Annotated in this window: 23 protein-coding genes; 9 read left to right on the top strand and 14 right to left on the bottom strand. The window is 40.7% G+C overall.

Annotation, left to right across the window (positions count from 1 at the left end; translation table 11 throughout):
- Positions 1-114 precede the first annotated feature (114 nt).
- From J4E76_RS08985 to J4E76_RS08970, 4 genes are all read left to right on the top strand, one after another.
- Positions 115-669: a DsrE family protein gene (locus J4E76_RS08985; protein WP_208503288.1), complete on the top strand. Its 555-nt coding sequence runs from the start codon at positions 115-117 to the stop codon at positions 667-669.
- A 66-nt stretch (positions 670-735) separates the two neighbouring features.
- The gene (locus J4E76_RS08980; RefSeq protein WP_208503286.1) at positions 736-1278 is read left to right on the top strand and encodes a DsrE family protein; all 543 of its coding nucleotides are present in this window, start codon (positions 736-738) and stop codon (positions 1276-1278) included.
- A 62-nt stretch (positions 1279-1340) separates the two neighbouring features.
- Positions 1341-3728, top strand: coding sequence for an ABC transporter permease (locus tag J4E76_RS08975; RefSeq protein WP_208503284.1), 2388 nt, complete (start codon positions 1341-1343; stop codon positions 3726-3728).
- Between the two features lie 153 nt (positions 3729-3881).
- A complete protein-coding gene (locus J4E76_RS08970; RefSeq protein WP_208503282.1) occupies positions 3882-7568 on the top strand; it encodes a hypothetical protein in 3687 nt (1228 codons plus the stop codon).
- Here the strand turns inward: J4E76_RS08970 and J4E76_RS08965 are convergent, their stop codons facing one another.
- Positions 7569-8606, bottom strand: coding sequence for a zinc-dependent alcohol dehydrogenase family protein (locus J4E76_RS08965; protein WP_208503280.1), 1038 nt, complete (start codon positions 8604-8606; stop codon positions 7569-7571).
- Between the two features lie 84 nt (positions 8607-8690).
- Between J4E76_RS08965 and J4E76_RS08960 the strand changes: the two genes are divergently transcribed.
- Positions 8691-9128, top strand: coding sequence for a cytochrome B (locus J4E76_RS08960; RefSeq protein ID WP_208503278.1), 438 nt, complete (start codon positions 8691-8693; stop codon positions 9126-9128).
- A 3-nt stretch (positions 9129-9131) separates the two neighbouring features.
- Here J4E76_RS08960 and J4E76_RS08955 read toward each other — a convergent pair whose 3' ends face one another.
- The 7 genes from J4E76_RS08955 to J4E76_RS08925 form a co-directional block, all read right to left on the bottom strand.
- Positions 9132-9647, bottom strand: a complete 516-nt coding sequence (locus tag J4E76_RS08955; RefSeq protein ID WP_208503277.1) for a hypothetical protein — start codon at positions 9645-9647, stop codon at positions 9132-9134.
- On the bottom strand, positions 9640-10317 hold the full coding sequence (locus J4E76_RS08950; protein ID WP_208503275.1) for a hypothetical protein: 678 nt from the start codon (positions 10315-10317) through the stop codon (positions 9640-9642). The genes J4E76_RS08955 and J4E76_RS08950 overlap by 8 nt, the downstream gene beginning before the upstream one ends.
- 33 nt (positions 10318-10350) lie before the next feature.
- Complete coding sequence (locus J4E76_RS08945) at positions 10351-11805, bottom strand: M20 family peptidase (protein WP_208503273.1); 1455 nt, start codon at positions 11803-11805, stop codon at positions 10351-10353.
- Between the two features lie 20 nt (positions 11806-11825).
- The gene (locus J4E76_RS08940; protein ID WP_208503271.1) at positions 11826-12887 is read right to left on the bottom strand and encodes an AI-2E family transporter; all 1062 of its coding nucleotides are present in this window, start codon (positions 12885-12887) and stop codon (positions 11826-11828) included.
- Between the two features lie 75 nt (positions 12888-12962).
- Positions 12963-13814: a ChaN family lipoprotein gene (locus tag J4E76_RS08935; protein WP_208503269.1), complete on the bottom strand. Its 852-nt coding sequence runs from the start codon at positions 13812-13814 to the stop codon at positions 12963-12965.
- A 6-nt stretch (positions 13815-13820) separates the two neighbouring features.
- Entirely contained in the window at positions 13821-14582 is a 762-nt protein-coding gene (locus J4E76_RS08930) for a hypothetical protein (RefSeq protein WP_208503266.1), read from the bottom strand.
- 2 nt (positions 14583-14584) lie between these two features.
- The gene (locus J4E76_RS08925; RefSeq protein WP_208503264.1) at positions 14585-15037 is read right to left on the bottom strand and encodes a hypothetical protein; all 453 of its coding nucleotides are present in this window, start codon (positions 15035-15037) and stop codon (positions 14585-14587) included.
- 168 nt (positions 15038-15205) lie between these two features.
- Here J4E76_RS08925 and paaN point away from each other — a divergent pair, with 168 nt between their 5' ends.
- On the top strand, positions 15206-16882 hold the full coding sequence (gene paaN / locus J4E76_RS08920) for a phenylacetic acid degradation protein PaaN (RefSeq protein WP_208503261.1): 1677 nt from the start codon (positions 15206-15208) through the stop codon (positions 16880-16882).
- A gap of 165 nt (positions 16883-17047) precedes the next feature.
- Positions 17048-17347 carry a GIY-YIG nuclease family protein gene (locus J4E76_RS08915; RefSeq protein ID WP_208503259.1) on the top strand — a complete coding sequence of 100 codons (300 nt, stop codon included), beginning with the start codon at positions 17048-17050 and terminating at the stop codon, positions 17345-17347.
- Between the two features lie 125 nt (positions 17348-17472).
- On the opposite strand, the gene J4E76_RS08910 is transcribed toward J4E76_RS08915, so the two are convergent.
- The 5 genes from J4E76_RS08910 to J4E76_RS08890 form a co-directional block, all read right to left on the bottom strand.
- A complete protein-coding gene (locus J4E76_RS08910) occupies positions 17473-17964 on the bottom strand; it encodes a hypothetical protein (RefSeq protein WP_208503258.1) in 492 nt (163 codons plus the stop codon).
- Positions 17965-17974: 10 nt separating this feature from the next.
- Complete coding sequence (locus J4E76_RS08905) at positions 17975-18766, bottom strand: SDR family oxidoreductase (protein ID WP_208503256.1); 792 nt, start codon at positions 18764-18766, stop codon at positions 17975-17977.
- A gap of 408 nt (positions 18767-19174) precedes the next feature.
- A complete protein-coding gene (locus J4E76_RS08900) occupies positions 19175-19681 on the bottom strand; it encodes a dihydrofolate reductase (RefSeq protein ID WP_208503253.1) in 507 nt (168 codons plus the stop codon).
- Complete coding sequence (gene fmt / locus J4E76_RS08895) at positions 19678-20598, bottom strand: methionyl-tRNA formyltransferase (RefSeq protein WP_208503251.1); 921 nt, start codon at positions 20596-20598, stop codon at positions 19678-19680. The genes J4E76_RS08900 and fmt overlap by 4 nt, the downstream gene beginning before the upstream one ends.
- Positions 20599-21750, bottom strand: coding sequence for an exo-beta-N-acetylmuramidase NamZ domain-containing protein (locus tag J4E76_RS08890; RefSeq protein ID WP_208503249.1), 1152 nt, complete (start codon positions 21748-21750; stop codon positions 20599-20601).
- Positions 21751-21796: 46 nt separating this feature from the next.
- On the opposite strand from J4E76_RS08890, the gene J4E76_RS08885 reads away from it, so the two are divergent.
- The gene (locus J4E76_RS08885; RefSeq protein ID WP_208503245.1) at positions 21797-23017 is read left to right on the top strand and encodes an FtsX-like permease family protein; all 1221 of its coding nucleotides are present in this window, start codon (positions 21797-21799) and stop codon (positions 23015-23017) included.
- Here the strand turns inward: J4E76_RS08885 and J4E76_RS08880 are convergent.
- Positions 22979-23764 carry a polyprenol monophosphomannose synthase gene (locus J4E76_RS08880; protein WP_208503243.1) on the bottom strand — a complete coding sequence of 262 codons (786 nt, stop codon included), beginning with the start codon at positions 23762-23764 and terminating at the stop codon, positions 22979-22981. The genes J4E76_RS08885 and J4E76_RS08880 overlap by 39 nt on opposite strands.
- 142 nt (positions 23765-23906) lie before the next feature.
- Between J4E76_RS08880 and J4E76_RS08875 the strand changes: the two genes are divergently transcribed.
- On the top strand, positions 23907-24419 hold the full coding sequence (locus J4E76_RS08875) for an HAD-IIIA family hydrolase (RefSeq protein WP_208503241.1): 513 nt from the start codon (positions 23907-23909) through the stop codon (positions 24417-24419).
- The last annotated feature ends 5 nt before the right edge of the window (positions 24420-24424 follow it).

Below are 24424 nucleotides of genomic sequence, written 5' to 3'. Positions count from 1 at the left end.
ATATTAATCCAAGGAAAACATGATCTAATAAGTACCGTTAAACACCGTGGTTTTCCATAGTCGGTTTGATATCGAAATGGATTATCTCGTATTTAATCTTTCTAAACCGGTACCATGAAGTTCAAAACGCTTATTCTTACAACTTTTATTCTTTCAATTGTTAACCTTTCATTTGCGCAAGACAAGCCTTGGGCCAATCCCATTATTAAGGATTATGGAAGAATTCTAGACCTAGAAAATGTAGCCGTGACCCCCGATCCGAATATGGAGTATAAGATTCTGATCGAGATCGTACACGATATGAAAAAACCAGGGCGTTTGAATTTCTACGCCAATAACGTGGCTCGTTTAATTAACCTTCATGCCATTGGGGGTGTTAAACCCGAAAACCTCAACGTGACTGTTGTCATCCATGCGGCAGCTACTAATTCAGTAATCAATGCGGAGGCATATGAAAAGAAGTACAAAGTGGAAAGCCCGTATGTCAAGTTTTACGAGGCATTGGATGAGGCTGGAGTGGAGATGATTGTCTGTGGTCAATCCTTGAACATGTTTGGGCACCAACCAGAAGACGTGGTGCCTCAAATTAAGATTGCCACTTCTGCACTGACTGTTATGAGTACTTATCAACTCAAAGGGTACTCATTTTTTAAGATGGGCGGATCTTGAAAAAGAATGATTGACTAAGTCTTGAAAATTCACTCTATTGAGGAATCAAGATAAATCAATCCTCTCATGATCAATATTAAGCGTTTTATTCCCGTACTATTCGTTTTATTCCTAGCCAATACCGCTCTTTCTCAAGAGATGGTGAACCCGGTAATCAAAAGTTACGGAGGCATATTTGATGCCCCACATGCCACTGAAAAGCCTGACCCTAATATGGAGTATAAGGTGATTATAGATGTCGCTACGGGATCATCAAAAATGGATGACCCTTTTTACTCCATTTCTAATGTAGCTCGACTTATGAACTTACATGCAATGGGTGGAGTGAAGAAGGAAAACATGAAGGTAGTTCTGGCTATTCATGGTGGTGCGGTTTGGTCTGTATTAAATAATGATAAGTACAAGGAGAAGTATGGCATTGATAATCCACATATCCCTCTTTTTAAAGAGCTTCAAGAAGCTGGTGTGAAGATTTTCGTTTGTTCTCAATCAATGATGGGTAGAAATATCGATCACACGAAACTTGCGCCTGGTCTAGAAACCGCTACATCTATGCTTACTACCATGACCACTTATCAACTGAAAGGATATGCAGCATTGAAGTTTTAGTTTTGGATACAACTTTTTTTGTCGAAGGACCATCGTAATAGAAAGAAAACCTCTCTCAAACTATGAAACATCATTTCAAATTCGCCTTAAGACAATTATTCAGAAATAAACTCATTGCCTTTGGCAGCTTGACGAGTATGGTGGTGGGGGTATTAAGTGCCTGTCTCATTTATGTTTGGGTCGATAATGAGTTGTCTACCGACCGATTGCACAAAAACGTAGACAATATCTACTTGACCGTATTCCAGCAGAGCCCAATTGATCAAGTCAGCCCTATTGGAGCGAGACTTTTTTTCAAGGTCAATTACGGAGACTATCCACAAGTCAAAAGTGTTCTCAGTACTGCCTTATACAATGAGAATCGCATTAAGTTGGTGAAGGGCGAAGTGGAATATCGAGGGCGAGGCCTTGTAACAGATAGTACCTTCTTTGACTTCTTCGATTTTGAATTGCTGGAGGGTGACCGGGAAAATGTCATGAAAGACCCGACAAGCCTTGTGATTACTGAGTCAATGGCCAAGAAGATTTTCGGAGATCAGGACCCTATAGGAGAGACGCTTTATCTAGAATGTGACAGAACCGGATACTTTGAAGTCAGGGCCATCATGAAAGATATTCCTTCCAATAGCTCAATTAGCTTTGATTTTATGGTGCCTTCTCATATGCATAAGTTCTGGGGCATCGCATCTCAGGAATTCTTACTTGTGGAAGAAGGTTTTGACAAAGCTGCCTTTGACGAATCCTTCAAACATGTGGGTAGAAATCACCCTCAGTTTAAGGAGAGTATACTTTCCACAGTTGCATTCACTAACATCTATTTTGACTACCGATTCTCACAAGATCTCTTCGTTAAATTCGGTAATAGAGATGAGGTCAATACCTTGATTTTGGTAGCGTTGGTTGTGCTGTTTGTCAGCATTTTCAATTTCACTAATCTCCAGACTACTCTAACGATATCACAACTTAAAACTCGGGGTATTAAGCAAGTTAATGGCGCTAGTAAGACTGATTTTACTTTAGAACTTTTTGTTAACAGGTTTATTTATGCTGGCACATGCATCGTAGTCACTTTTTTATGCTTTGAATTGATCAAACCTTATTACTTGAACTTTCTTGGTATAGGTCAAAACTTCACTACCCTCGAACTATTATTGACACTTCTAATAGGGATAAGTGTATTCGTAATGTTATCTGCTCTTATTACACTTTTTCAAACCTCTAGTGTTGTCACTTCTCAAGCCTTGATGGGCAATCTTAATAAGAGCAAAAAGTCCAATGCAGGTAAGTTTCTCACAACAGTTCAATATGTTTTTGCTATAACCTTGATCATTGTGACAGGGGTTGTTTTTAAGCAGTTCAATTACATGCAAAACAAGTCTTTGGGTTATGAGGAAGAGAATGTAGTGGGTATCAACTTTTTCGAAAGGGTGCCTTATAACTTCGATAATCCAGAGATTACAAGACAACAAGAACTGAAGCAAAGAGAAGACTATAAGTTGGTCAAAAGTGAGTTGCTCAAGATACCAGGAGTTGTTTCCTTTTCGCAAGGGCCGCTGCCAGTAGATGGTAGTGCTTCTTCCATGGCATGGAAATTGGCAAATAGTGAGTACGAATATACGGATGTGAACCTGATGACTTTAGAACCGACTTATCAAGAAATACTAGGCCTCGAAGTGGTAAAAGGAAGGTTCTTTTCGGACTCGCTAGATCGTTCTAGGCAGCATAAAGTAGTTATCAATGAGGCAGCTATGAAATATTGGAACATCGATGACGTAGAAGATGCGAAAATAGCCAGCAGCTCATGGAGTGGAGAAGATGATCCATGGCAGGTGATTGGTGTAGTTAAAGATTTTCACTTTGAGCATTTGTCGAAGAAGGTAGAGCCTCTGGTTATGACTTTCTTCAATGATGTTGAGAAGGAATTTTTAATTAGACTTAATGGAGAGAGATTCCAAGAAACGATCTCGGAGGTGAAGACACTTTTTGGTCAAGTCAACCCAAAGAGGATTTTTGAATATACATTGTTAGAAAACAAAGTACAGGCTCAGTACGACCGTGAGAAGAAGCTTTCTCAAATCTTTATTCTATTTACATTGGTTGGTCTGGCACTGTCATCTATTGGTCTATTCACATTCGCACTTTACGAAACTCGGAAGAGGATCAAGGAGATTGGTATCCGGAAAGTTGTTGGTGCTAATGTATCAGAGGTTGTAAGGCTGCTGAGTGTGTCGTTTGTGAAGTGGGTCTTGCTCGCCTTTGTGATAGCCTGTCCGCTTGGGTGGTATTTTATGAATGGATGGTTAGCCAATTTTGCCAATCAGACCACACTCAGTTGGTGGTTATTTGGAGGGGCAGGCCTGTTGACCTTAATACTAGCATTGCTGACAGTGATAGGCCAAACCTATGTTGCCGCAAGAAGGAATCCTGTTGATTCGCTCAGGTATGAGTAGGGCGATCAATGTTCGGTCGGTGTCTATTTATTTTTGGACAAACTGACCTTCTAGTCTTGGAGCTTGGCTAATTGGTATTATTTGAATATCTAATTATATTCAATGCGTTGTTTTGACGAGCAACGACCAAAACCAACCGTCAACCTGACACACATGCCACTTTCAAAACGGACCAAAAGGGCTTCGAAAAAAGTCAATTGGCTTTTTTGGGGCGTCTTTGCACTTGTAGGATTAGCATACGCCTATTATTTCCTTATTTATATAGAGGATAACGAAAGGCTACTCAATCAACAGAGTGCACATGAACTGCAACAGTTTATGCAAGGTATTGAGGCCAGAGACCAATTCTTTAAAACTGTTGCAGAGAGTAATTCCCAGACAAGTTGTGAGTACTTGGATCAAAGTTTTGATTCTAAATTCAACTGTTCTACACCTGATTCAACTAGGAGGGTTGATCACCTAGACACGGTGGGATTTTACCACAAGGGTGAAGAATTCTCATTAAAATATATTGCAAAAACAGCCAACCTGTCTACATCGAAGCCGCTTTCCTTCTTCATTTCGGTGAATGATTTTTTTCACACACTCACAGAGGAACATGAATTCTTCGATCGATACCTCATACTGGATGAAGAGAATGTCTACTATAGCCAATCATATTTTCAGATCAGTAGGCCCGAGCTAATCATCGCAAATCTAGACTCAGCGGATGGCTTCGAAGTTAGAACAACGGAAATGGTCTTCAAGCAGGTGGATTACAAAGTATTTATTTCGAGTTTTCACCTTAAAGGAAAACGATATAGCCTTTTAGGTTTCAAGGAAAAGACCGAATGGCTGGCAAAAAAGCGATCTGTTGACCCCATGTTATCTATAGGGTTTTTGATCGGGGTGATTTTATTGATTTCGCTTGTGCCACATATCAAAGTGAACAACCTAAGTTATACAGAAAGGCTGAGTCATAAGGACATTTTCAGAGTATCATCAACTCTCTTTTTTATTGTTGGTTTTCTAACAATCACCACTTATTTCATACTTAGCTTTGTCCAAATACGCTTTAAATCACATGAGCAGTTAGAAAAAAACGGAACATTAATTGCGAAATCATTTAATAAATCAATTGAGTCATATGATGATTTTCTCAATGATTCCAAGACTTTTGCAGAAGATGTAGCCGGGATAAATGAACTATTTTGGACTTCGGTTGATGGTGAAGTGCAAAGCATTATTATTTGGCGAGGAGATCGATCCGCTAACGTTGTCAATAATGCTGAAAAAGAGCTTAAGGGGAACTCACTTGGACACAGAGATTATATTAAGCGTGCGAATCAGTATAGTCCAATATCAAAAAATCCGATTTACCTGGAATTCGTAAAGTCGATCACAAGTTCTAATACTGAACTTGCTCTTTCTAAACGCAGGTCTCTTGATGCAATTAACATAGTCACGGCAACACCCGCTGGTTTGACTAGAACAAATGAGGATAGTCGTTTCTTCTATCAAATAATAGACGATCAGGGTAATATTTACTTTGATTCTAGGCCTGTAAACATCAGTGGTACGCTGATCGATTACACCTTCAATGATGAGCACTTGGTGGGCTTTCTCAATAGTGGTGAGGAGCAGTCCGAAGTGATGAATATTAATTTTGAAGACCAAAATTGCTATTTAAACCTTCAACGATTGAACATTACGAGTGCTGACAATCAGATTATTCCCGTTAGGGATTACTATGTTGCAGCCTTTTACAGTTTCGATCAGGCTAATCAATTTTTGGCAGCGAGTTCAAGCGTCACCTTCATTTCGAATCTTTTATTATTTCTTCTCCTCATTACAATTGGCTGGCTCATCCGAAAGATGTATCACAGGAAAAGTGCTTTGGCGAAGAAGCGCTTTGGTTTTCCATGGTTGCTTCCCAGCAATGGTAGAGATGGCGAATACTATTTGCTGGGATTGTTATTTATCCTCTATTCATGTTTTCAGGTATATCTATTAGTAGCTCATGAGTCTATAAGCTTTGCAACTTTATTGATAATCCAGTTAGTAGTGGTGTTATTGACGTGTGTCGCAAGTTTTCTCGTCTTGACTAGTCATGGCAATCAAGATGAAGGCGGGCGATTTGCGATGAATAAATTTATTCTGCCTTTAATCTCCGTTTTGCTACTCAGCTTAATGCTAGTATTCAAACTGGACTTAAAGTATACTATTCCTTCTTGTCTGCTTTTGTTTTTGACCATGCTGACCATCCTTAATAAGGATATGCTCATTAAGAAAATTGAAAATGGGCGTATGTATATAAAATACAGATCCTTGATCTATGGCTTTTTCATGACCAGTTGGATCATAGCGGTTTCGTTTTTGCCGTCTATTACCTTCTCCTATGTCTCTGGTGCTTATGAAAACAAGCTGGTCAATTGGTCTACAATACCATTACCAGAGAAGGCAATGATTTCAGCCGACCCTGTCTATGATTTGCTTAGAGTGGGCGTGTTAACTGACTTGGGTGATACCCCTATAATATTTGATATCAATTGGTCCATAAAGAATTCACCCAATAAGGAGAGTATGTCCCACAGTGGTATGAAACCATTGAATACATACATTGGCTCGCAAGGAGAGTTTGAACATACTTATTGGTGGGTATTATTATTGTTTGTAGCAGTGGTGCCTTGTATATGGCTATATATAAACGTCATTCGGTCGAGGCTCTTCTTTTACAAATACAACTATCCGACCAACCATGGAGACCTTGGTTTAGAAGTGGCTCATATAATGAAGTATCTTAAAAAAGGTAGTAATTGTATGTTAGTGGGCTTACCATTTTCTGGTAAAAACAAGTTGATTGAATCTGTTTGTGAGGCTTATCCAGAGGATAAGGTCAAGTCTTTTGATGTTATGGGTATGAACTTGGCCACCGATCATAAACAAGATTTTAAGATTGATGGTAGTCCGGAGATTATCATTGTAAAACAACTTGGCTATAAGGTAGAGGATGAAGAGGCGAACCGAGTGAAATTAAGTTTACTCACGAAAATCAAACATCATATTTATGATAGTCCGAGCGGTAAAAAACCTGTTGTTCTGATCACTTCCTCAGTTGATATTATCCATATTCTAGAAAACTATGACCAGGAGATTAAGGAAGGAGACGCCAGTACGGCATTTACCTTAGATCGAGCCTTATGGCAATCACTTCTCTATGATTTTTATGTGTTCCGAGTAGCTTTGAAAGAAGATGTGGAATTTTCTGAAAAGGCTTCAAACATGGAAGACTTCTTGAAGATAGAGCTTATGCATGGTCGGTATTTAAAAGGTCTCTACACGGATTTTTATGCAGAAAGGAAGAAGATATACGGGGACTTGTTCAACCAGAATGTACGAGAGAATTTGATCCTGAAAATTCAGGAGATTGCAACACCATATTATTTATCACTATGGAAAAATTGTGGTAAAGAAGAGCGACTGGTACTGTATGATTCGGCTGAGGATGGCTACCTCAATTCATCGAATAGAGCTGTAATTAATCGTTTACTAAAATCAGGTCTGCTTATTGTCGGAGAAAGAGGTCCGAAATTGATGAATGAAAGCTTCGGAAATTTCATCCTTTCAATGGCCAATAGCGATGAGGTACTAAAGGTTGAGTTGGAAGCCAACAGAAAGGGGCGCTGGAGCACGTACCGAATGATTACTATACTTATCATTCTTTCACTCTTGTTGTTTTTGACCCTGGCAGAGCAACATATGGTGGATAAAGCACTTGCTATCTTAACAGCAGTCATTGCTATCGTTCCAGCAATTGTAAATGGTGCGAAGAACTTTTTATTTAATAAATCAACTACTTGATCAGAACTGATTGATTACAGTCACTCCATTGCTTTTGAACTCGTTCATTCTGGGCAGTAGTTCTGCCCCTCGTTCTAGTGAGATTAAGTCGCCAATAAGTTTGTCTGGTGTTAAATCCCCCGTTTTGATCATGTCGAGCATTTCTGGGTAAACATGAGCTTGCATGCCATGGCTACCAATCACTTCCAGTTCGTTAGCGACAACCAGATGCATTGGGATTTTTGGATCATAGTCATCTCCAGCCATTAAGCCAACCTGAATATGCTTACCTCTTTTTCTAAGGCTGGCTATAGAATTGTAACAAGTGGTCTTATTTCCGAGGGCGTCTAATGAAACATGAGCTCCACCTGCAGATAGTTCCTTGATTGCTCCTACAGGATCTATTTCAATAGCATTAACACAGTGATCGGCACCGATGGATTGGGCCATTTTGAGTACCTCTTCATTAATATCTACGGCAATGACTTTTGCCCCTTTTGCCTTTGCAATCATAATTGCTGAAAGCCCAACGCCACCACAGCCATGAATCGCTACCCACTGATCTGGTTTTACTTGCCCCTGATAAACGACCGCTCGATATGAGGTAATGAATCGGCATCCCAAACTAGCAGCTGTTTCAAAAGTCACCTCTTGAGGTAGACGTACCAGATTGATGTCCGCATAATGAATACCAACATATTCCGCAAAGCTACCCCAATGGGTAAAGCCAGGTTGAAACTGATTATCACAGACCTGATGATTGCCTGAAGCACATTCTGGACATTTACCACAACCCCCAACAAAAGGTACCGTGACACGATCGCCTACTTTAAATCTGGTAATGTCCTTCCCAAGTTCAACAACTGTTCCAGCCAATTCATGTCCTGGTACGTGAGGCAGTTCAATGTCACTGTCATGTCCCATCCATCCATGCCAATCAGATCTACACAAGCCGGTGGCCTCGACTTTTAGCACTACTTCACCTGCTACAGGTGCTGGGTCAGGAAGAGTTTCAATCGTAACGGGACCTTGAAACTTTGAATAAAGGGCAGCTTTCATTTTTTGTGACGATTCTGAACTGAACCTAAATAAGCAAACAATTATCATTTTTCTGTGCTTTATTTGTGGAACAAACTTAAAGCTATGTACAACGGACTTTTACACATGCACTCGGGCCTAAGGTGGGTCGTATTGGTATTATTAATAGCAGCAATCTTCAATGCATTCTCAAAGAAAAAAGGAGGAGCTTGGACCGCTAAGGATAAGAAAATCACACTTTTCGCGATGGTCTTTACACATATTCAATTGTTAGCGGGCCTTGCCCTCTACTTTATTAGTGAGAAAGTTCAGTTTGTCGAGGGCTTTATGAAGAATCCTGTCTATCGATTCTATGCGGTTGAACACATCTTGCTAATGCTTATCGCTATTGCACTGATCACAGTGGGTTATAGCAAAGCTAAGAGAGCTGCCAGTGATGCTAAGAAGTTTGGTGCTGTAGCAACTTTCTATCTGATCGGTTTAATTCTAATTCTGGCGTCTATTCCTTGGCCATTTAGAAACCTGGGAGCAGGTTGGTTTTAGAGTCTAAAAAATACATTTATGCTCTTCATGGCACACCTTTTTACCTTCATCACTGGGTTCACAGCCATGTGGGCCAATTGGAGGGTTGTGATTTGAGCACAAGGCTAGTGCAACAGCCCTCGACCGTGTTGTTAGTTGAAAGTTCTTCACAACTTCTCCCTGTTGATCTAATAGTTTGATTGTTTCTGCTGAGGGAATATTAAGTCCAAAGGTAAAATTGTACTGTAGTATTAAACCATTCCTAGATTGGTTGATCTGTATTTTGCCATCTTCCTCCATTTTAGCTGTATAGCTCGGATCGATAATAAATACGTTCCCAACCTGTTGACCTACTTTTAGAACGTCATCTATACTCTTCACGATTAGTGTTCCTTTTTTATTCAACTGATTGCTATTCAAAATCTTACGGCTCGATCCAATTTTATAATTGAATTGGTAAAGCGAATTTTTCTCAATGCCTTGTGAATAGGATGTAAATGAGATAACAAAGAGCGAGAGTACTAAACCTAATCTATTCATTTTTGAAAGTGGATTTGAATGTTGCCTCTAACCTTTTGAAAAATGTCTCTGAAAAGATACCAGCAAAAAGGCTGAGGAACATAAGTGTGGTGCTATTGATTTCAATGGACGATGATGATAAGAAATTTGGAAGGATGTAAGAAACACCGACAACGATAATGCCCATCATTACTCCCATTAAAACGTATTGAAATTGTTTCTGAATCGTTTGCTTCTGGCCAATTATTGATGCTCTTGTGAGCCTTATGATCCCTCCTACAATTCCGAACGCACAAGAAGTCAAGAAGTAGACCAAGTCAGTGGGCAATCCATATAACCAGGAGAATACATTTTTTAACTTGTTGAGTTGCAATTCAACATCATAATGTTCAAGGTTGAGGTAACTTGATATTCCTATGAAGAATTCATCGTCATCATATGAGCTATATACCTCGTACTTTTTCACACTGATAAGAGAGTCAAGACTGTTTGAAGTGGGTAACTGACTAAGTATTTTAATTTCATTGTTTATATCGTTTCGCTTTCGACTCTTTATTCTTTTCAGACGTTCAAATTCGGCATGTTCTGCACTGTATCCTTCATACTTTGTAAGCATAAAGCCTCCGGTACCCAGATAAAGTCCTCCAGCAAAAAGGAGGATAATTGTAATTGAGAAGAATATTTTGCTCATAATGTGAGTAATAAGGTATCTCTTTTATGAGAATTAATCAAGACTAGATTTGATTAATTGGTGATAGAATCGAATCGCATCTTTATAGTCTTCAACGGGAATATGTTCATCAACCCCGTGAAATGTATTGATATTGTCTTCATTGATGTGATAGGGGACAAAGCGGTAGATGTTTGAACTCACACTTCCGAAATGCCTAGAATCTGTTGCGGCAATCACCAAATTGGGAGCAGTCAAGGCATTGTCAAATACTTGCTTGATCGTTTTGTTAATGGATTTGTACCCATGGCTATCAATGGGAGATACCTTGGATGGGTTGGTGTTGAATCCATAGAACTTTGGTTTGACCCTCCCATCATCGATTACCGTTTTGACATGAGTCATTACATCGTCAGCCGTTTGCCTTGGGATGATCCTGAAGTTCACGACTGACCTGGCATAAGTGGGAATTACATTTTCTTTAATTCCTGCTTCAAAGATAGTTGGAGAGGTAGTGGTTCTTACCAGCGCATTGCCTGCCCCGCTAGCATTTTCATAGGTACTAATGATCATGCCCTTGAACAGATTCCGATTGGCAAATGCCATCTTATTAACAAAACCCATTTCAGGTCCAAGTTGATCCATAAAGCCTTGCATGGGCTCTGATAATGTGGGTTCTAAGGGATTGGCTTTAAGTTTAGCCATGGCATTGGAAAGCACATCAATAGCTGTCTCTTTGGCGGGTTGTGAAGAATGACCGCCTTCCATATCAACAGTAAATTCTATCGTGGTCGAGCCTTTTTCAGCTATCCCAATAAGTGCAGCGTCAGGCTGAATACCGGGTATGAGTTTCTGGGTAATGGCATACCCTTCATCTAAGACAAATTCTGCTTCAACGCCTTGTCGAGTCAAATATTCAGCAATCAAGACAGCGCCCTTATCACCGCCTATTTCCTCATCATGACCAAAGGAAAGATAGACAGTCCTTTTGGGTTCGAAACCATCAGTCAAGAGCATTTCTGTAGCTTCTAGAATCCCGATTACTGAAAACTTATCGTCAATGGTACCACGGCCCCAAATCTTGCCGTCCTTTATTTCTCCGGCAAAGGGATCGACTGTCCACTTGTCTGGAGATGCAATTGGCACCACATCTATATGACCCATTAAGACGATGGGTTTGAGTGTCGCATCGGAACCCTGCCATTTGTATAAATGACTGTATTGACTAAATACTTTGTGCTCGAGAAGCGAATCGATCAGGGGGTAGTTTTCTTGCAACAACCGGTTGAAAGCTTCGAAGCCAGTAGAGTCGAACTCACTTTCATTCTCGAACGAGATCGTCTTCAGCCGTAGTGCTTGTTGCAAATGACCTATGGCAGCTTCCGGGATAGTAATTTTTTCAATGACATCAACCTTTAGTTGACTGGAGGTGAAAGTCAAAGTTTTCACCAAAATGAATCCAACGAAAAGTAAAACAATGACGAGTAAGGCGAGAAAAGATTTCTTCATAAATCGTAAAGCAATGGGCCTTACAATTTACCGATTTTCACTTTAATCCCTTCGGAATTTCCTGCCATCAGACCTGAAATGATTTTTGTACTCGGAAACTGATCGAATAGGATTTTAAGAAAGACAGTGATGGGAATGGACATAATTAAACCTGGTATTCCCCAGACAAAACCCCAAAGCATGAGCATAACCAAGATTGTGATCACATTGATGGAGAAAGATTTCCCCATGAATATCGGTTCAAGTATTCCACCAAATAACACCTGAACACCTGTGATGGTAATAACAAAGAAGAGGAGGTAAGAAGCGGCTTCAATTTCTACAAAGGAGAAAACCGCGAGTAGAATGACGCTAATTACTGAACCCACCAATTGAAGGAAGTTGATAGCGAAGGCAAAGAGTCCCCAGAATACAGGGAAGCTAACGCCAAAACCCCAACAGGCCAGTCCTATACCAATGCCTGTGAAGAGGCTAATAAAGAACTTTACCTTGATGAATTTGATCAAGTCTTTCTCAATTTTCATAAAGGTTTTGACAGAGGAAAACTGCTTTTTGAAGATTGTATTTTGCAACACTTTTTGAATGTCAACTGAACCAGCGAGGAGCAAGATGACCATAAAAGCTGAGGACAGTGTCATGGTCAATGTGTCGGTAATAAAGCCAACTGTTGGTGCAAAGTTTTTGCTTAAAGTCTCTTTGTTGATGAGAGAGGCTAAGGCATTTTCGTCCTGAAGGAAATCGACACCGAAGAAGGATTCAACCGAGAAAATAAGAGAGGCAATTTTCACTTTGGCCTTGTCAAAGTATGCATTATCTGTTGAGAGAATCTCTTTGCTTGAGAGCTGGATAAGTTCACCCCCAAGTTTAAAGAAGACGGCAATAATGAGTATGACAATGATTAGGCTCAGTGCTTTTGGACTGCCTTTCTTTTTTAGCCACCGCATTAACGGCAAAAAGAGTAAGGCAATGAACATTGCAGAAATAAGTGGAATGAAGATAAACGACAGAGTCTTCAGCATATAGAATACTAAAGGAATCACAATAATAAGAAGTAGAAGATTGGTCGTTCTGCGATCGTTCATTCAAATGAATTTGCTGCCGCAAAGGTATACCGATTATGGGTAACTAATGTTTTGAGAATCACTATTTTTTGTCCGTTAGTAGGTCTTCGTCATATTCGCATCAACGCAGATAATGAAGTCAGCTTTCCCAATGTGATCGGCCGAGAGCTTGGTGATGTCATCCTGCTCCACAGTTGATATCGTCAGTACTTTGGCTGATGGATTCAGCCTATTGAGATACCATAAAATTCCTTCATGATAATCAGAGTGGTATGCGCCATTGTAGTGGATAAATAGTTTTCCTGATGGGTGATTCTCATTAATAAAATATGCCATGGTAGCGTCCTTTGAAGCTTGGGATTTAACCAAGTTAGGTGTGCCATGATCGCCCATCATTGTAAGAATGTTTATATAACGAGGAAGGTCGGGATCGAAAGCAATCGGTAAAGGTGCTATCCATGATTTCTCTTCATCTGTGAGACCTTCCAATACTTCAAAGCCCTTTTGGTAGACCATATTGGCATATCTTCTTGGAATATTTGTTCCTACAAAGTCTAGGTTATTCTGCTTCGCGAAATTCACGAGAGGTGCATAGTCTGTTTGGTGGTTTTTCCATAGTCGAGCCAGTGTATCTAATCCTTTCGCGTCAATTTTACCCCCGAGGTAATTCCTGAGTTCATCTTGATTATCAGCTTCAATCATTTCAGCACCCAGAACCAAATCTCTTTTCTTGTGTAGCGCTGCAGTTACCTCAAATTGTAGCCAGTGGGCTATTGGGTTATTGTGCTGTTCACCAAAGAAGATTACATCTGGTTTTTCAAGTTGTTTGAGCATCTTTTTATATGAGACCTTTTTGCCTTTAGCATTATAGATTACATAAGGACCATTTTGCTGGGCTAAGATTGGAGCCGTAAAAAGTAAGAGGCTAAGGGCTAATAAAAATCGCATGCTCAATTAATTAGATACTCTGAAATTTAACTGATCTACACCTGTATTCTTAGACCGAGGGTGATAGGCGGTAATTATTACTTCATGGCTACCGGTTTGCTCAAGAGCGAGCTGTGCAGTAAAGGTATTGGCCTCTGAAATTGACATGGGTATCGTTTTCCAATATCTGCTATTGACGTATATCATTGCTTCTACTTCTATCTCTTCAGAATCCCACAAGCCCCCTTTAGAAATAGTACACCCACACATCATGACCATATTGGCCTTGATTTCTACCGTTTTATCTTTTTCAAGCGAAAGTCCCTGATGGGTTTGTGGATAGAGACCATCGACAACGAAACCGGGAATCTCTAGGGTGATACCTGCTCCATCCATATGTTTTCCAGGAATCATCCAGACTTGTGTTTGGGCAAAGATTCGAGCTTCCTCATGGTTAAGTGGAGATAAGGCTTGAATGGTAATATACTGTGGTTTGCTTAAGTAAAGACTCGCCTCATAGAAGGCAGCACCAGTTGTGATATCGGTGTTTCTTTCATGAGCAGTTTTCATAATGAGGTCGGTATCACCTGTTCCACCTGAAGTGAGGCCCTTAGCTAGAACTTCATCCGTTAGTGCATCTCTCAGTACTATCATAGAACCACCCATACTAGTACCAATGAATTTAGCGTCCTTGGCCTTGGTCCGAACAATGATTTTTGTCCTTTTATCTTCTTGAGAGAAGGCGGAGAAGCAAGAGAAAAGGAAAAGAGTGATCAGGAAGTTTTTCATAGTCATTTATTTGGTAGTTCAAAGTACTGATATTGTCTCTTTTTGAATTCTTTTAAAACCTCATCAAAGTCAATCAGTCGAAAGTCTTTCATAAAAACTTGATCATTGATCTTAATTAATCGATAGGTGATATCAGACTTTGATTTCAAATTAATCTTGAGGTTTTCGTGATCTTGTACTTTTATTTTTTCGACTAGTTCTGTTTTTCCGAATTCATCGAGAGCTTTATTATAAGACTGTTCATATATCAACTCATTCCCTGAAATCCTCGTTACCCATGTCTCAATTTGTCCTTGAGAGTTCAACCAAATGACTAAGGTATCACTTACCCAGCGCTCATAATACTCACCATCGTCTACTAACACTTGCCATTTACCATTAAGATCATCGTGACTTATTTCGGCACAGCTAATTATTAGTAGTGTTAGCAATAAGGAGAGTGCCATTTTTTTCATGCTTGAATTTAATAGACTTACTCCAATAAGGAAGTGTGTAATGCAGACAAGGGGTTCAAGTTTGTAATAAAGAATGCTTCTTTTCTTATTGGTGGTCTAACAATAGCAATACATGTCTGTTAATTCTCAAACCAATATCTTAATTTCGAAACCAAACAAACGTTAGTTATGGGATTGACATCTTCACAAAAAGAGATCTTAGACAAGGCCATTGAAGCCTTGCATACTCGTGTTTTTCATGCACAATATCCAGAGCATCCATCTCCAAAAATTTATGGAGAAACAGCGGATGAGGATGGTAAAAATGCCTTTAAAGCCTTAAGAAAAGGCAACTTCGAAGAACTAAAGCAAGAAGGAGCAAGCGAATGGATTGGCGAGGAGGATTCTCCCTATTTTGCAGAGCCTGTAGGTACTAAGTACCCGGCTTTTTCTGTCGATACTTTAATTGAACGTGCAGAAGGTGCATTTCACTCTTGGAGAAAGGTCTCTAAAGATGACAGAGCATCTGTGTTGATCGATTCTCTTGAAAGATTTTCTAAGCGCTTCTTCGAGAACGCTTATGCCACAATGCACACAACCGGGCAAGGTTATATGATGGCTTTTCAGGCCTCAGGCCCACATGCTGCAGATAGAGCATTAGAAGCTATTGCTGCGGGTTATGAAGAGCTAGGTCGCTTCCCTGAGTCTACTGTTTGGGACAAGCCAATGGGCAAATACAACCTTGTGATTAATAAAGAATGGAGAGCTGTTCCTAAGGGCATTGGCCTTGTGATCGGTTGTTCTACTTTCCCAACATGGAATTCCGTACCGGGTGTCTATGCCGATTTGATGATGGGTAACTCTGTGATTGTCAAGCCACATCCAGGTGCGATTTTACCAATGGCAATTGTTGTTGCCGAGATAAGAAATGCCTTAAGAGATGCTGGTTTTGACCCTGAGGTATGTCAATTAGCGGTTGATACGCAAAGCAAGCCTCTAGCCAAAGAGTTAGCGGAGCATTCTAAAGTTAAGGTCGTGGACTTTACTGGAAACTCAGAGTTTGGGTCGTATTTGGAGTCATTGCCCAAAGCTGTTTTCACTGAGAAAACAGGAGTAAATTCTATCATTCTCGATTCTGTTGAAAACATTGACAAAGTAATTCAGAACATTACTTTCTCTGTGGCCCTTTACTCTGGACAGATGTGTACTGCTCCACAGAACTTCTTTATTCCTGAAGGAGGAGTTAAAACTCCTGACGGGATCGTTTCATTCGATGAAGTGGCACAGAAGTTTGCGGACTTTACGGATGGTTTGATTAACAACCCTAAGGCCGGACCATTTGTGGCAGGTACTATCCAAAATCCTGCTACCGCAGAAAGAACTGTTGGTGCTTCTAAAGCAATTGGTGGAAAGACTTGGTTAGAAACTAGAAATATCGAACAGAGCATTCCTTATTTTAAGAATGCTAGAACACAGACACCTACAGTAATTGAATTGACAGCAGGTGATAAGGACAAGTTCTCAAAAGAGATGTTCGGCCCGATCGCTTTCTTGATCAAAACGAAAGACACGAAAGAGTCTGTCGCTTTAGCTAAAGAAATGGCTGAGTCTTATGGCGCTATTTCTTGTGGTGCCTATACTACCGATGCTGAAATGAAGGAATACATTGCTGACGAGATGTCTCTGGCTGCAACACCGGTTTCTTTCAACTTGGTAGGACAGATATTCGTGAATCAAAATGCAGCATTCTCTGACTTTCATGTGACTGGTGGTAACCCTGCGGGAAATGCTTCATTTACTAACCCTGATTATGTGAATCGTAGATTTACTTGGGTGGGAATGAGAGAGCCAGCTCCAAGAGCTTAATACTGTTTGAAAACTTTAATCAAGAGGCCATCTCGATATATCGGGGTGGCTTTTTGTTTTAAAGACTCTTGACCTACTAGTTTCCTTAATACTTAACGAAAACAACATCAGGTTTCGTCATTCCCGCGCAGGCGGGGATCTCCCTATCTCTTAGTAAATTGTGTTATGCAGAAAGGAGGTTATGTATATATTATGTCGAACGTCCACCGGACTGTGTTATACATCGGTGTCACCTCCGATTTGGAATCTAGAGTATATGAACATGAAACAGGTTTAAATAAGGGGTTTACCAAGAGGTATAATTGTGTAGACCTCATCTACTATGAAGTTTTTGATAACATTGAGTCAGCCATTGCTCGAGAAAAGGCAATGAAAAAATGGAATCGCGAGTGGAAAGAACGGCAAATTAAGACCTTGAATCCCGAGCAGAAAAGGCTTAACGAGCAGGTCTTTCGTTTCAATTAAGGAGATTCCCGCCTACGCGGGAATGACGTTAGATGATATATGGGTAGGAATGAGAGAACCAGCTCCAAGAGCTTAAGACTGCCTGAAAATTAATTAAGGCCATTCCGAGAGGGATGGCTTTTTATTTAGTCAAGGATGATCATTTTTTGGCTTAAGTGATGTTCTCTAAAAAATGCCTTTAGCTCCCTTTCGAAATCGATCATTGTTTCTAATACATATTCATTTGAAATTAGATGGTATTGATCATCCAGCGAGGAGATCATCGAAGAGATTTTTTCGTCCAGGTCGTATTCCAAAGAAAGTTTATTCAGAGCCATAACTGAGTTTTCTAAAGAGAATGCGCCCTTTTCATATTGCTCACCAATTATGTTGATCAAAATACTCTCGTCAATCAAATGATGATTATCTAGAATGACTGTCCCAAGAATTTCTAGAATGGCATTTTTATCCGAGGAATAAAGGGAGAGGTCAATGAATATTGGGTGAGGATCCTCTTCTTTCAATAATGTCTCATCCGAAAATGTGGTTACTCTTTCAATTGGCACGATACCCATCTTTATAGAGATGCAGATAATTATCAGTTCATTGATATGATTTTCAAGCTTAAGTTTACTCATCTTACAGTTTTTACCTCACCTTGGCCTTTTTAATGATTTGTGCAAATAGGCCTGGGAAAAAGCGTTTTACATAGGCTGCATAAGACTCTTTCCCAATATAAACTTCTCTTTTTTGATGCTTAGTTGCTCTGATGATTTTTTCAGCGCAACGGTCTGGGCTGAGTCCGTTGGCCTGTGCATCGTCCATTGACCCTAAGGCCGTCCCATCACCTTTCAGCGCATGGATTGACAGGTTGGTTTTGATGAAACCAAGAGCAGCAAGCGTCACTTTGATACCACTATCCTCTAACTCTGCTCGCATACTGTCATAGAAGCCATGAAGCGCATGTTTACTGGCAGCATAACCTGAGCGATATGGCGTTCCAAAAATACCTGTAAGACTGGTGATCACCACAAAGTGTCCATTACCTCTTTCCAGCATATGGGGGATTAGTAGTTTGGTAAGACTCACAGAACCGAAATAGTTGACTTCCATTAAATCGCGATCCACTTCCAAAAGGGTGTCTTTAACTAGTGATCTTTGGCTTTGACCTCCATTGTTGATGAGAATATCTATTTGACCCAAAGCTTCGATGGCCTCGGATGTCTTTTCAACATGCGAATCAGTCTCAGTAAGATTTAATGGTAATACTTTAATGCGATCAGGGTTCTCGCATTCATGTTGTACTCGAAGTAGTTCTGCTTCTCTTCTTGCGGAAAGAATTAGGTTTACATCAAGTTGGCTGAGTCGTTTGGATAGGGCTTCGCCTACGCCTGAGGAGGCTCCAGTAATCCAAATGGTTTTTTGATGTAAATACGGCATGGCAGTAAAATACGCGATTCAGTGGAATTTACTTTTCTTTTGATTCTCCAAAAGAAAAGTAACAAAAGAAAAGGCGACCAACCTGTCTGCCGACAAAGGCAGGTATCAAAACCATCGAAGTGGAATTGTGCCCTTAGTTTTTTTATCGGTCGATGGTCACGCTGATGTTGGATCTCCACCCGCGCAGGTCAGCCAACTTTCATTTATTATATGATCTTAGGCTGGAAATGATTTTGTTGTCAATATTAATCTCCCTCTTTGAAGAGGGAGTGCCGAAGGCGAGGGAGTTGGCTGAGTTGTTTGGCTTCGCCTACGCCTGAGGAGGCTCCAGTAATCCAAATTGTTTTGTGATGTAAGTTTCTCATACCCCTCCGCCTTTCAGGCACCTCCCCTTACAAGGGGAGGAGTTTATTTTTTCGTGTAGGTCACAAAATCAAAGGCATACTTGTGGCGATCGTCTGCAGTGTGGTGAATGCGACCGGCTTCATTCCATTCGTGCTCATTAAACTCAGGAAAGAAAGTATCCGCTCCGTCAATCTCAGCATCTACTTCAGTGATCAACATTTTATCTACCATGCCCTTATCGATGGAGTCTTTGTAAATAACACCACCACCAATAATAAAGACTTCTTTTAGCGAATGCTGAACTTCACAAAGCTCAAAGGCTTCTTCTAAACTATGTACCACAAAGTGACCTTCTGGTGCCACATAATCTTGCTGCCTGGTTATTATCACAAAAGTCCTTCTTGGGAGAAGGCCTGGTAGTGAATCGAATGTTTTGCGACCTAGAATGACAAAATGGTCAACGGTCACCTCTTTGAAGAACTTAAAGTCATCAGGCAATCTCCATAGTAAATCATTGTCTTTACCGATCGCATTGTTCTTGGCTTTGGCTACTACTATTGTCCTGATCATAAGGTGTTTCCTAGTAAAAATGACTTAATGTCCATACGCTTCTTTCCTTCCATTTGCAGTTGGGTGATGGCTATTGCATTGCCTCCGGTTTGGATATGCAAGTAAGACTTGTTGTCCGTTTCATAGTCACCTGGCTTTTCACCAACGCTGGTAAAGTCCAATTTTTTGGCTCCAAAAATCTTGAACTTCTTTCCATTTAGATGTGTCCATGCTGCAGGGTAAGGAGATAAGCCTCTTATAAAGTTGTAGACCTCTTCGGAAGATTTGGTCCAGTCAATCTCGCAGGTCTCCTTAAAGATTTTTGGGGCATGCTTAATCTCTTGATTCGTGTCTTGAGGCTCTTGCGGATAATCACCAGCTTGGATGGCCCGAACGGTTTTGAGCACTAAGTGTGCTCCCTTTTCCATAAGTCGACCATAGACATCTCCGACAGTATCATCTTCTTCAATGGTCTCCTTTTCTTGAAATATGATATTGCCTGTATCGATTTCGTGTTTCAGAAAGAAGGTGGTGACACCAGTTTCTTTTTCGCCATTAATAATGGCCCAATTGATAGGTGCAGCGCCTCTATATTGTGGAAGCAAAGAACCATGCAGGTTGAAAGTGCCAATTTCGGGCATATCCCAGACAGCCACCGGCAACATTCTGAAAGCCACTACTATCTGAAGGTTAGCGTTATAACTTTTCAGCTCTTCAAGAAACTCTGGAGACTTTAGGTTGGTAGGTTGCAAAACGGGAATGTTCTGCGAAACGGCATAGTCTTTCACCGGTGTTGTGGCTACCTTTTGACCCCTACCTTTCGGACGGTCGGGGGCTGTAATGACTGCCACTACATTGAAGCCGTTTTCTACCAGTATTTGCAAACTTGGCACTGCAAACTCTGGTGTTCCCATATATATGATGCGTAGATCCTGCATTTATTCGAAATCAGGGTAAAGTAAATACTTCTTTCTCATGGCCTTGTAAGCATCTAACTTAGGTTGCCAAGTGGCTTTAATCTCTTCTTCAGACCAACCTGCTTCTACCTGCTTCCTAAACTCCTTAGTCCCTGAAAGCTGGTCTATGTAGGACCTAAAAAACGTGGTGTCATCCTTCAGGTCAGCATGATAGTCAAGAAGGTATTTTAAGGTCAACTCTCTCGGGGCAGCTTCGTCACCAAAGTATTTACCTTGGCATAGTTTGCCTTCCATGGGCGGATACTTTGAGCCTCCATTAGGTTGAGGTGTAAAGCTAAAAGTGCCTTTTGAATAGTCTGGATGCCCAATTACTTCGAAGGGAAAATCGGTTCCCCTGCCAACGCTGACTACCGATCCTTCAAAAAGGCCAAGCGTAGGGTAGAGGGCAATTGCGTTATCATTAGGTAGGTTTGGCGAAGGTTTGATAGGAAGGTCATAGATTGAATTATGATCCCATTCATCCATTGCGACTACTGTCAACTTTGATTTAACGGCATCACTTAGCCATCCTTCACCATTAATCATCAATGCTAATTCACCAACTGTTAAGCCATGTACAATTGGAATGGGGTGCATAGCCACAAAGGCGTTGATATCATCGTCTTTCACTGGTCCGTCCACATACATGCCATTAGGATTAGGTCGGTCTAGTACAATGACCTCTTTATCATTTTCGGCAGCAGCCTCCATTACGTAGTGCATGGTGCTGATAAAAGTGTAAAATCTAATGCCTACATCCTGAATATCGAAAATCAGCACATCGACATCCTCGAGCATTTCTGGACTTGGTTTTTTTGTTCTACCATAAATGGAAATGATCGGCAGGCCAGTTTTCTCATCTTTTGCATCATCTATTTTGGCTCCGTCAGGAGCTTCACCTCGAAAACCATGTTCTGGAGCCATCACTTTTACGACATTGACTCCTCTGGAAATCAGCGTATCAACCAGGTGCGTATTATTGATTACTGAGGTTTGATTAACCACCAAGGCTACTCTTTTTTCCTCAAGACTAGGTAGGTATGCCTCCATTCTTTCGGCCCCAAGCTGAAGTTCTTGCGCATTGGAACAGGCAAAAACAGAAAAAATGCAGAGGGCGAGCAGTAGTCGAATCATTCGCTTCGTTTATATTTGAGGAATTGCGTTAAAATTAACCATAATCTTGAACCTCCCTTATTTCATTTCCAAAAGAATCAATGCTACAGATAAGGGTAGTTTTTCATCTATCATCCATCGCGTGGCTATCGCCAGTGTCGCCTTGGGTATTGCCATAATGGTTATCTCTTTTCAAGTGCTGGGAGGCTTTCAGAATAACATCAAGGATAAGATATTCACTTTTTCGGGGCACATTCAGATTAAGAAATTCTCGCTCAATAACTCTTTTGAAGAAGAGCCGATCATTGTTACGGATGAGCGGATGGAATTACTAAAAAACGATCCTTATGTAAGGCACATTCAGGAGTTTGCTCATAAGCCAGGTTTGATAAACCGCAATGGTGAGAATTTTGGCTTGCTGTTCAAAGGAATAGGCAATTCTTTCGATCGTGAGGCCTTCCAAGATTATATGGTCGCGGGTGAAATCCCTGTTTTTGACACGACCAAGTTAGTGACGAACACCGTCATGTTGAGTCAACGTATGGCAGATCGGATGAATGTCGAGCTGGGCGATCGATTGGTGACGGTTTTCATTATGGACCCTCCCCGCAGAAGGAGCATGGTGGTTTCAGGAATCTTCAATACTGGCCTCGATAACTTCGATGAAAAGACTGTCATCGGGGACATTAACATGATTCGAAGCCTTAACGACTGGACTGCCGATCAGGTGGGTGGCTATGAAGTTTTTGTTAAAGATGTGGACAGACTAGATGAGGCTGACGATTCCATCATTCAGAAAATTAGTGTAGAGCAATACACCGAAAAGGTAAACGAGAAGTTCGTGCAGATTTTTGATTGGTTGGGTCTATTGTCCCAGAACGTATATATCCTCATTACCCTGATCTTATTTGTAGCCTGCTTTAACATGATCTCGGTCTTATTCATCCTAATTATGGAGAGAACCCAGATGATTGGCTCCTTCAAGGCCTTTGGTGCAACGAATAGACTAATCAGAAGAATATTCGCTTACAATGGCGTGCGATTGGTTATCAAAGGACTTCTGCTTGGTAATGTGATCGCCATTGCCTTTGGTGTACTTCAATATTACTTCGAACTGATACCACTAGAACCTTCTACATATTATATGGATCATGTGCCGATTGATTGGAATTGGTTGAGTACAATAGGTATTAACCTACTGACATTGGTAATTGTAGCACTGGTATTAATTATTCCGACAGCGGTGATTTCAAGAATTAGCCCTGTCAAGGCCATTCGCTTCGATTAATTGAGTGGTCTCCATCTCTCTTCGGTAGGAACGGAAGAGGCTTCCGATTTTTATTTGCATTACGCCAATTACGGCTTCCTTTATAATGCCGCCACTCATTTTAGATTCACCTCTCGTCCGATCGGTAAAAATGATAGGCACTTCGGTGATTTTAAATCCATACTTCCAAGTGAGGAACTTCATTTCTATCTGGAATGCGTACCCCATAAACCGAACTTTGTCTAGTTCAATTGTTTCCAAAATAGATCGATGATAGCACTTAAAACCTGCAGTCGTGTCACTTATTGGCATGCCCGTTACAATCCTCACATAGTGACTGGCAAAATATGACAGCATAACCCTACTCATAGGCCAGTTAACCACATTAACTCCTGTGACGTACCGCGAACCGATAGCCATTTCGTTGCCATCATTTTTACAAGCTGAATAGAGTCTATTAAGATCTTCTGGGTTGTGAGAGAAGTCAGCATCCATTTCAAAAATGTACTGATAGTTTCGCTTTAATGCCCATCGGAAACCATGGATATAAGCAGTACCTAATCCCAATTTTCCAGAGCGTTCTTCTATGAAGATACGATCGGGATAAGCCTCCATTTTCGCTTTGACTAGAGCCCCAGTACCATCTGGTGACCCATCATCGACTATAAGTAAGTGGAAGTTCGAAGGTTGAGACATCACTGCCTCGATCATCTCTTCGATGTTCTCTTTCTCGTTATAGGTCGGTATGATAACTAGGCTATCGCTCATATGAGGCACACAAATCTAATATAATCTCAAATACGGGCTTCAGGTCGTGAAAATTAATTTACTTTAAGCCACTTGTACTTCGGTAAATGGTTGAACGTCTCAGGAAAGGGATAGTTTTCAACCATGTCTCAATAATTGTTAAATGAAAAAAGCTGTATTTCTAGATAGGGATGGGGTTCTCAATGAAGAACTGGGTTACCAGGTAACTTCAATGGATGAGTTCAAAATCAAAGAAGGAGTTGCCGAAGGCTTAATGAGACTCAAGAAATCTGGTTTTACTTTGATCGTTGTGACCAATCAGAGCGGTATTGCTAAGGGGACTTATGATGATGCCTTTGTGATGGACTGTCACCAACGCCTTCAGGCAGTGTCTCAGAATGTACTTGACGATATCTATTTCGCTCCAGGCTATGATTCCGTCAGCAAGTCATTATCACGAAAGCCAGGTTCTCTAATGTTTGAAAGAGCCATTGCCAAGCATAATGTTGACATTACGAATTCATGGATGATTGGTGACAGAGAAAGTGATATGATTCCGGCTAAGAAAGTCGGGCTAAAAACCATTCAAATTACTCCAGAGACACCATCACCTTTGGCTGATAGTGCTTCAGCAAACCTGAGAGAGGCCGTTAAACTCATAGTTGGAAAAAGCTAGGAGCA

It is taken from the genome of Roseivirga sp. E12, assembly GCF_017592825.1.
Lineage (GTDB): Bacteria > Bacteroidota > Bacteroidia > Cytophagales > Cyclobacteriaceae > Roseivirga.
The sequence above is the reverse complement of the archived record's forward strand: the minus strand, read 5'-3'. Positions and strand labels throughout refer to the sequence as shown.

Bases quoted from the DNA above. Each gene is read 5' to 3' on its own strand.
- J4E76_RS08985 (WP_208503288.1), top strand. From the start codon at position 115: ATGAAGTTCAAAACGCTTATTCTTACAACTTTTATTCTTTCAATTGTT.
- J4E76_RS08980 (WP_208503286.1), top strand. From the start codon at position 736: ATGATCAATATTAAGCGTTTTATTCCCGTACTATTCGTTTTATTCCTA.
- J4E76_RS08975 (WP_208503284.1), top strand. From the start codon at position 1,341: ATGAAACATCATTTCAAATTCGCCTTAAGACAATTATTCAGAAATAAA.
- J4E76_RS08970 (WP_208503282.1), top strand. From the start codon at position 3,882: ATGCCACTTTCAAAACGGACCAAAAGGGCTTCGAAAAAAGTCAATTGG.
- J4E76_RS08965 (WP_208503280.1), bottom strand. From the start codon at position 8,606: ATGAAAGCTGCCCTTTATTCAAAGTTTCAAGGTCCCGTTACGATTGAA.
- J4E76_RS08960 (WP_208503278.1), top strand. From the start codon at position 8,691: ATGTACAACGGACTTTTACACATGCACTCGGGCCTAAGGTGGGTCGTA.
- J4E76_RS08955 (WP_208503277.1), bottom strand. From the start codon at position 9,647: ATGAATAGATTAGGTTTAGTACTCTCGCTCTTTGTTATCTCATTTACA.
- J4E76_RS08950 (WP_208503275.1), bottom strand. From the start codon at position 10,317: ATGAGCAAAATATTCTTCTCAATTACAATTATCCTCCTTTTTGCTGGA.
- J4E76_RS08945 (WP_208503273.1), bottom strand. From the start codon at position 11,805: ATGAAGAAATCTTTTCTCGCCTTACTCGTCATTGTTTTACTTTTCGTT.
- J4E76_RS08940 (WP_208503271.1), bottom strand. From the start codon at position 12,887: ATGAACGATCGCAGAACGACCAATCTTCTACTTCTTATTATTGTGATT.
- J4E76_RS08935 (WP_208503269.1), bottom strand. From the start codon at position 13,814: ATGCGATTTTTATTAGCCCTTAGCCTCTTACTTTTTACGGCTCCAATC.
- J4E76_RS08930 (WP_208503266.1), bottom strand. From the start codon at position 14,582: ATGAAAAACTTCCTGATCACTCTTTTCCTTTTCTCTTGCTTCTCCGCC.
- J4E76_RS08925 (WP_208503264.1), bottom strand. From the start codon at position 15,037: ATGAAAAAAATGGCACTCTCCTTATTGCTAACACTACTAATAATTAGC.
- paaN (WP_208503261.1), top strand. From the start codon at position 15,206: ATGGGATTGACATCTTCACAAAAAGAGATCTTAGACAAGGCCATTGAA.
- J4E76_RS08915 (WP_208503259.1), top strand. From the start codon at position 17,048: ATGCAGAAAGGAGGTTATGTATATATTATGTCGAACGTCCACCGGACT.
- J4E76_RS08910 (WP_208503258.1), bottom strand. From the start codon at position 17,964: ATGAGTAAACTTAAGCTTGAAAATCATATCAATGAACTGATAATTATC.
- J4E76_RS08905 (WP_208503256.1), bottom strand. From the start codon at position 18,766: ATGCCGTATTTACATCAAAAAACCATTTGGATTACTGGAGCCTCCTCA.
- J4E76_RS08900 (WP_208503253.1), bottom strand. From the start codon at position 19,681: ATGATCAGGACAATAGTAGTAGCCAAAGCCAAGAACAATGCGATCGGT.
- fmt (WP_208503251.1), bottom strand. From the start codon at position 20,598: ATGCAGGATCTACGCATCATATATATGGGAACACCAGAGTTTGCAGTG.
- J4E76_RS08890 (WP_208503249.1), bottom strand. From the start codon at position 21,750: ATGATTCGACTACTGCTCGCCCTCTGCATTTTTTCTGTTTTTGCCTGT.
- J4E76_RS08880 (WP_208503243.1), bottom strand. From the start codon at position 23,764: ATGAGCGATAGCCTAGTTATCATACCGACCTATAACGAGAAAGAGAAC.
- J4E76_RS08875 (WP_208503241.1), top strand. From the start codon at position 23,907: ATGAAAAAAGCTGTATTTCTAGATAGGGATGGGGTTCTCAATGAAGAA.